This window comes from Arthrobacter sp. 05N33_2 (genome assembly GCF_056397425.1).
This window is the reverse complement of sequence record NZ_JBFTNJ010000104.1, coordinates 1-7,211: the sequence shown is the minus strand read 5'-3', so window position 1 is coordinate 7,211 and position 7,211 is coordinate 1. Positions and strand designations below refer to the sequence as shown.

The 7,211-nt window shown below is 68.2% G+C and carries 6 protein-coding genes and 1 pseudogene; 4 read left to right on the top strand and 3 right to left on the bottom strand.

Annotation, left to right across the window (positions count from 1 at the left end):
* The 4 genes and pseudogenes from AC1DHX_RS19885 to AC1DHX_RS19870 form a co-directional block, all read left to right on the top strand.
* Nucleotides 1–1,025: pseudogene (locus AC1DHX_RS19885) on the top strand (DEAD/DEAH box helicase); the annotation flags it as partial.
* Nucleotides 1,026–1,141: 116 nt separating this feature from the next.
* On the top strand, nucleotides 1,142–2,821 hold the full coding sequence (locus tag AC1DHX_RS19880; protein ID WP_476858556.1) for an amidohydrolase: 1,680 nt from the start codon (nucleotides 1,142–1,144) through the stop codon (nucleotides 2,819–2,821).
* A gap of 477 nt (nucleotides 2,822–3,298) precedes the next feature.
* Nucleotides 3,299–4,045, top strand: a complete 747-nt coding sequence (locus AC1DHX_RS19875; RefSeq protein WP_223916354.1) for a polyprenol monophosphomannose synthase — start codon at nucleotides 3,299–3,301, stop codon at nucleotides 4,043–4,045.
* Nucleotides 4,046–4,092: 47 nt separating this feature from the next.
* Nucleotides 4,093–4,830, top strand: a complete 738-nt coding sequence (locus AC1DHX_RS19870) for a VOC family protein (protein ID WP_476900403.1) — start codon at nucleotides 4,093–4,095, stop codon at nucleotides 4,828–4,830.
* A 150-nt stretch (nucleotides 4,831–4,980) separates the two neighbouring features.
* Here the strand turns inward: AC1DHX_RS19870 and AC1DHX_RS19865 are convergent, their stop codons facing one another.
* From AC1DHX_RS19865 to AC1DHX_RS19855, 3 genes are all read right to left on the bottom strand, one after another.
* Nucleotides 4,981–5,328 (bottom strand): RNA polymerase-binding protein RbpA, encoded by a 348-nt coding sequence (locus AC1DHX_RS19865; protein ID WP_026266329.1) that lies wholly within the window; start codon nucleotides 5,326–5,328, stop codon nucleotides 4,981–4,983.
* A gap of 397 nt (nucleotides 5,329–5,725) precedes the next feature.
* Nucleotides 5,726–6,682, bottom strand: coding sequence for an SPFH domain-containing protein (locus tag AC1DHX_RS19860; protein WP_476850909.1), 957 nt, complete (start codon nucleotides 6,680–6,682; stop codon nucleotides 5,726–5,728).
* Nucleotides 6,683–6,770: 88 nt separating this feature from the next.
* The coding region (locus tag AC1DHX_RS19855) for an NfeD family protein (protein WP_476900402.1) at nucleotides 6,771–7,211 on the bottom strand (441 nt) is incomplete at its 5' end.

Below are 7,211 nucleotides of genomic sequence, written 5' to 3'. Positions count from 1 at the left end.
GGCTCGCGGTGGTGCTCAGCTCCGACCACGAATCCCGCGAGCCCCGCCCCGCCGTCATGACGCTGGACAACCAGCTCCGCCGGATCGGCCTGCACGACGTCGAGGGTCCGTTGTCGCCGATCACGCGGATCAGGATTCCCAAGACCTTCAACGCCAAGGTTCCCAAGTCCCGCCGCGACTTGGCCTCCTCGGTGCGCAACGCCATCCGCGAGCACCGGCCGCCGGCGCCGCCGCGCCGCGACGACGACTTCGGCCGGGCCTCCGCTGCGCCCAACCAGGAGAAGCGGATCGCCGAGCTGCGCCGGGAACTGCGCGCCCACCCGTGCCACGGCTGCAGCGAACGCGAGGACCATGCCCGGTGGTCCGAACGCTGGTGGAAACTCCGCCAGGAAACGGACGGGCTCATCCGCCAGATCCAGGGCCGGACCAACACCATCGCCAAGACGTTCGACCGTGTGTGCGGCGTCCTGACGGGCTACGGCTACCTGGAAACCTCGGACACGGGCGCGCTGTCCATCAGCCCGGACGGGCAACGCCTGCGGCGGATCTACGGCGAAAAGGACCTGCTGATTTCGCAGTCGCTGCGGATGGGGGCCTTCAACGACCTCGACGCCGCCGAGATCGCCGCGCTGGCCAGTGTGCTCGTCTACCAGGCCAAGCGTGAGGACCGCGGCCTGCGGCCCAAGATGCCGAGCGTGTCCCTGGAATCCGCGGTAGACACCGTGGTCCGCGAATGGTCCGCGCTGGAGGACGTCGAGGAAGCCAACAAGCTGCCCCTCACTGGCGAGCCCGAGCTCGGCCTCGTGTGGCCGATCTTCAAATGGGCCAAGGGCCGGCACCTCCAGGACGTGCTGAGCGGCACCGACCTGGCCGCTGGCGACTTTGTCCGCTGGGTCAAACAGGTGATCGACCTCCTGGACCAGCTCGCCGACATCCCGAACCTCGACCCCCGGATTGCGCGGCTGTGCGCGGAGGCCATCAAGCTCGTCAAACGCGGCGTCGTCGCCTATTCCTCCGTGGCCTAGGGCGCGGGCCGGACCGGCCCGCTCCCTGCACCACTCGCTGGGCCGCTGCCGCGGCCTCCCAGATTTTCGAACCCGCCGGCGCTCGGCCGGCCCCAGCAACAAGGAGTTCCCGCCCCATGACCGATTCGCCGGCCGCCCCCGCCCCCCGCAACGTCACGCTGTACCGCAACGGCTCGGTCTACACAGCTGCCGATCCCTTTGCGACTGCGATGCTGGTCGACGGCGACACCGTCGCCTGGGTTGGTTCCGAGCAGGCGGCCACGTCCATCGCCGATTCCTCCATGGAGGTGATCGATCTGCAGGGCGCGCTCCTGGCACCCGGCTTCGTCGACTCGCACATCCACCTGACGGAAACCGGAATCGCGCTGGAGGGCCTCCAGCTGGCCGGGGTGCGCTCCTCCGCTGAACTGCTCGACGCCGTCGCCGCCGCCTCCGCCTCCAGCGCGGACGGTCCCGTCCTGGGCCACGGCTGGGACGAGACCACCTGGGCCGATCCCGCCCTGCCCTCCCGGGACGAAATCGAACGCGCGGCCGGCGGCCGCCAGGTCTACCTGTCCCGAGTGGATGTCCACTCGGCCCTGGTATCGAACTCCCTGGCCGCATCGGCCGGACTGGACGGGCTCGACGGCGGCGGCGCCGGAAGCCAGGTCAAACGCGATGCCCACACCGCGGCCCGCCTGGCGGCCCGCCGGCTGCCGGCGGACGCCCTGCGCGCGTACCAGCAGCGCGCCCTCGCCGAGGCTGCGGCCAACGGCTACGTGGCCCTCGCCGAGATGGCCGCGCCGCATATCGGAAGCATCGAGGACCTGCGGCTCGCGGTGGCCTGGAACAGCACCTCCGGCGGAGGACCGACCGGGGTGGACGGCGTGGCAGCGCCGGAGATCCTGCCGTACTGGGGCGAGCTCGCCCGATCCGCCGAACATGCCCAGTCCATCCTGGACGAATTGGGCCTGCCTGTACTGGGCCTGGCCGGTGACCTGAACATCGACGGCTCGATCGGCTCACGGACCGCCGCCCTGCGGGAGGATTACACCGACGCGCCCGGAGAGCGCGGCAACCTGTACCTCTCCGTGGCCGAGGCAGCGGCCCACCTCGCGGCGTGCTCCCTCCTGGGGATCCAGGCGGGTTTCCACGTGATCGGCGACGCCGGCCTGGACGCGGCCCTCGACGCCCTCGACCTCGCCGCGGCTGAGGTGGGGGAGCAGCGCGTCCGTGCCGCGGGGCACCGGTTCGAGCACGTCGAACTCGCGGATGCCGCGGCCACCAGCCGGCTGGCCCGCTATTCGGTCAGCGTCAGCGCGCAGCCGGTCTTCGACGCCCTGTGGGGTGGCGGGGACCGCCTGTACCAGCAGCGCCTCGGCTCCCGCCGGCTGGGAATGAATGCCTTTGGCAGCCTCTACGCGGCCGGTGTGCCGATCTGCTTCGGCAGCGACAGCCCAGTGACGCCGCTCCGGCCGTGGTCCAGCGTGCGAGCGTGCCTGCAGCACACCAATCCCGCCGAACAGATCTCGGCCCGCGCCGCGTTCCTCGGCCACACGCGGGCCGGCTGGCGGGCAGCCCGCTACCCCAACCCCATGGCCGGGCAACTGGTGCCGGGCGCTCCGGCCAGCTTTGCGGTCTGGGAGGTTGAGGAGCTCATGGTCCAGGTGGCCGACGGGCGCGTGCAGTCGTGGAGCACCGACCCGCGCGCCCGCACCCCGCTGCTGCCGGCGCTGGACACCGGCAGCGATCCTGCCTGCCTCCTGACGGTACGGGACGGCCAGGAACTCTATGCCAGCGGCGCCCTCCACGCCTGACCACCCGGCGCCTGATCCGTCCCGTCATCCAGCTTACGGAGCGGAAACATTTCCACCCGCGACCCCGCCCTGACCTGCACCGACAGACGAAACGGCAGGTCACGGCTCGGTTGACAGATCGGCCCGCCCCCGTAGCATTGAGGGGCAACGGAGGGTTGCGTACCGCGCAGACTCCGGCAGTCCCCGGTCCTTCCCAGGTTGCCGCACCCGCGGGAGCTTTACTTGGTCATGACCACGGGCACCCCCAGGGGGCGGGTCTACTTCGCAGCAGAAAACGGTTCCGGCGCCGCAATTCGTGGCCTGCCGGAACTGGCCCGAAGCGGGTGGACCTGCCCGGGCGGCCGCCCGGGCGGCCGCCCGGGCGCCCCACGGGCGTGCCACGGGCGCGCAACTCCCTATAATGGGAAGTTGCGCCTGAATATCCGGAACCATTGACTTTCGGCGCACCGACCGCTCCCTTCAAGGAAAGGCCTCGCTGTGCGTGTCCTCACCATCATCCCGACCTATAACGAGCTGGAATCGTTGCCCAAGACCCTCGGTCGCCTGCGCACAGCCGTGCCCGCCTCCGACGTGCTGGTTGTCGACGACAACAGCCCTGACGGCACGGGGCAGCTGGCGGACCGCATGGCCGCAGAAGACGGACAGGTCCACGTCCTGCACCGCGCCGGAAAGGCCGGCCTGGGAGCGGCGTACATCGCGGGCTTCAAGTGGGGCCTGGACGCCGGCTACGACATCCTCGTGGAGATGGACGCTGACGGCTCGCACCAGCCCGAGCAGCTGCCGCAGCTGATTGAGGCCGTGGAGCAGGGCGCGGACCTCGCCATGGGCTCCCGCTGGGTTCCCGGCGGCCGTGTGGTCAACTGGCCGCTCTACCGCCAGGCCATCAGCCGCGTCGGCAGCACGTACGCGCGGATTATGCTCGGAGTGAAGATCAAGGACGTCACCGGCGGCTTCCGCGCCTTCCGGCGGACCACCCTGGAGAAGCTGAACCTGGATGCGGTCGACTCGGTAGGCTATGGCTTCCAGGTGGATCTGGCCTGGCGCGTGGCCAAGCTCGGCCTGACCATCGTGGAACGGCCCATTACCTTCGTGGAGCGCGAGCTCGGCGCTTCGAAGATGAGCGGCAACATCGTCGTCGAAGCCATGATCAACGTCACCAAATGGGGACTCACGGCCCGATGGAACAAGCTCCGGGGCAAGCAGGACAGCAGGCAGAACGCCTGAGGCGTGTCTCCCGGTCCGGGCATCGCCTGGGTATAGGGTCGGGCGGTATGGCGCTGCGACTTGTTCAGGTGAATTTCAAGGCTCGGGATGACTCAACGCTCGGCCGGTTTTGGGCGGAGGCACTCGGCTGGGGCGTGTCCAGCGAGGGACCCGGTGTGACCAATGTTGAACCCCTGGGTTTCGTCTGGCCGGACCCCGCCGCCGTCTGCATCGATGTCGTCACCGTCCCGGACCCCGAGACGGTGAGGTACCGGACGCGCCTCGATCTCGCCACCACCTCTGCGGCCCACAAGGCGGAGCTCGTGGCGCACCTCTTGGGGCTCGGCGCGACGCCCGCCGACGTCGGCCAGGATGCTGTGCCGTCGACGGTTCTGGCCGACCCGGAGGGCAACCTGTTCCGCGTGCTGGAGCCYCGSCCGATCTACCRGGACACCGGGCCRATCGCCGCGGTGGTGGTCARCTGTRCRGAYCCGCGGGCCATGGCCSKGTTCTGGRGCGGGGCGAYGGACTGGACCCTGCACGAGGTGRSCGAYGATTWTGCGAGRCTGCGTTCGGCCAAGGGTGTCGGGCCGTACCTTGAGTTCCTTCGCACGCCCGGCGTACAGGCCGTGTGGGGCCGTGTCCATCTCGACCTGATGCCGTACCCGGGTGATGATCAAGCGGCGGAGGTGGCCCGGCTGCGGGCTCTGGGCGCCACTGACGCCGACGTCGGCCAAGGCGATGTGCCCTGGGTCTGCCTCGCCGATTCGGAGGGCAACGAGTTCTGCGTCCTCACCCCCGGCTGACGCAGAATCCCGGCTCCTGTGCGCGTCCAGACGGTGCAGCCGCAGGAGGCGCAGGAGGCGCAGAGCATGGAGGCGCAGGAACAGAAAAAGGGCCGGGCCCGCATCATTCGATGCGGGCCCGGCCCTTGCCGTAGCCGGTGCGCTGGGGGACTAGGCCGAGCGGCGTTCGCCGCGGCGTTCGCGCAGGATGGTGAGGCGATCTTCGAGGATCTGCTCAAGCTCGGGAAGCGAGCGGCGCTCCAGCAGCATGTCCCAGTGCGTGCGCACTGCCTTCTCGTTGCTGTTGACGGGGCGTTCGCCGTCCACCAGCAACGCCTCCTTGCCCGTTTTCGAAACCCAAACCGGGGGGATCTCGGCTTCCGAGGAGAATGTCACGAACACCTGCTCGCCATCCTCGCAACGGTATTCAACCCGCTGGCGCGGAGCCGGTTCGACGCCGGATTCGGTCTCCATGCTCTGTGCGCCAAGGCGCATACCCCGCAGGCTGCGATCGCTCATCTTTTCTCCCTCTATTCGGTTCGCAGGGTCAAGCCCTGCGTTGTCCGGGGACCGTCAGGCGCCGGACTTCTGGTTGCACCGCGCTGTACCGTACCTGGCCCGGTGTGGCCGGGCCAGATGACAGTCACCAGTGGACAAAACTCTTTGGAACGTCATTGGAATCAACGCTGTGCGGAGCGTTTTTGTTCCGGACGGCTGAACTGACCGGACAAATATTCAAGTATACGGGAGTGGTGCGGGCGCGGTAAAGCGAGTAGCCCCGCGGCGTGAACTGCGTATCCTGTACCCGACCGGGCCGGCCTTAAGCTGGCTGGCCCCCGCAGCCGGGCCGAAACGGCCGGTCTGCGGGGGCCAGGACGGAACTATCCGATCCGAGAGACTCAGTGCGGGAGCAGGCTCAGGTCCGGTTCCCTTGGCCGTCGGCTGCGGCGGGCGGTGAGTACGGTGCCACGTCCGGCGTTGAGGCCGTCTGCTCCTGCACCGCGCCTGCACCCAGTACGCTGCCGATCCCTTTGAGCGCCTCGCCAACCTCGCTGGGAATGATCCACAGCTTGTTCGAGGATCCCTCGGCAATCTTCGGGAGGGTCTGGAGGTACTGGTAAGCCAGCAGTTTCTGGTCCGGGTTGCCCTTGTGGATCGCGTCGAAGACCTTCTGGATGGCCTGCGCCTCGCCGTCGGCCCGCAGGATGGCCGCCTTCGCGTCGCCTTCGGCCTTCAGGATGGAGGACTGGCGCTGGCCTTCCGCGGTGAGGATCGCGGACTGCTTGGTGCCCTCGGCCGTCAGGATGGCGGCGCGGCGGTCACGTTCGGCCCGCATCTGCTTTTCCATCGAGTCCTGGATCGAGTGGGGCGGATCGATCGCCTTGAGCTCGACCCGGGAGACCCGGATGCCCCAGCGACCGGTCGCCTCGTCCAGGACGCCGCGGAGCTGGCCGTTGATCTGGTCGCGCGAGGTCAGCGCTTCCTCCAGGTTGAGGCCGCCAACCACGTTGCGCAGAGTGGTGGTGGTCAGCTGTTCCACTGCCTGGATGTAGTTGGCGATTTCGTAGGTGGCGGCCCGGGCGTCCGTGACCTGGAAATAGACCACAGTGTCGATCGAGACCACCAGGTTGTCCTCGGTGATGACCGGCTGCGGCGGGAAGGACACCACCTGCTCCCGCAGGTCGAGCAATGGCAGCAGGCGGTCCACAAACGGGATCAGCAGGGTAAGTCCGGGATTCAGGGTGCGTTGGTATTTACCCAGCCGTTCAACGACGCCGGCACGGGCCTGTGGAATGATCCGGACCGACCGGACCAGCACAATAATTACAAACACAATTAGTACCAGCAGCACAATTGCGACTGCGATATTCATACATCACCTATTCCCCAGTTGTTTTGTTTTAGTCTCGCGCCGGCAGCGCCGCACCGGCCGGACAGCAGTGCCCGCCGGACAGCGCCCCTTATTGGACGGCGGATTCCGGTTGCGGAGCCACGATCGCGGTGGCCCCTTCGATGGCACTGACCACAGCCTGCTGTCCGGGCGCCAGCACTCCCGATTCGGACCGCGCACTCCAGACGTCCCCGCCAATCTTGACGAGCCCGCCGTTTTCGCTCACAGCCTCCATGACGACGGCGGATTCGCCGATGAGGCGTTCAATGTTGGTGCGCTGATCCGCCGGTCCCCGGTGGAGATGCTTGAGGGCCACCGGCCGGACGAAGCCGATCATGAGCAGGGACACGACGCAGAAGGCGATGATCTGCAGCCACGGATCGGCGCCGGCGAAGTCCGCCACAAGCCCGGCGAGGGCGCCGCCGCCGAGCATGATGAAGAACAGATCGAGTGTGATCATCTCGACCACGGCAAACAGGAGAAAGAGCGTGAGCCACAACGCCCACCAATT

Excerpts from the sequence above, each read along its gene's own strand:
- AC1DHX_RS19880 (WP_476858556.1), top strand. The coding sequence starts at position 1,142 with ATGACCGATTCGCCGGCCGCCCCCGCCCCCCGCAACGTCACGCTGTAC.
- AC1DHX_RS19865 (WP_026266329.1), bottom strand. The coding sequence starts at position 5,328 with ATGAGCGATCGCAGCCTGCGGGGTATGCGCCTTGGCGCACAGAGCATG.
- AC1DHX_RS19860 (WP_476850909.1), bottom strand. The coding sequence starts at position 6,682 with ATGAATATCGCAGTCGCAATTGTGCTGCTGGTACTAATTGTGTTTGTA.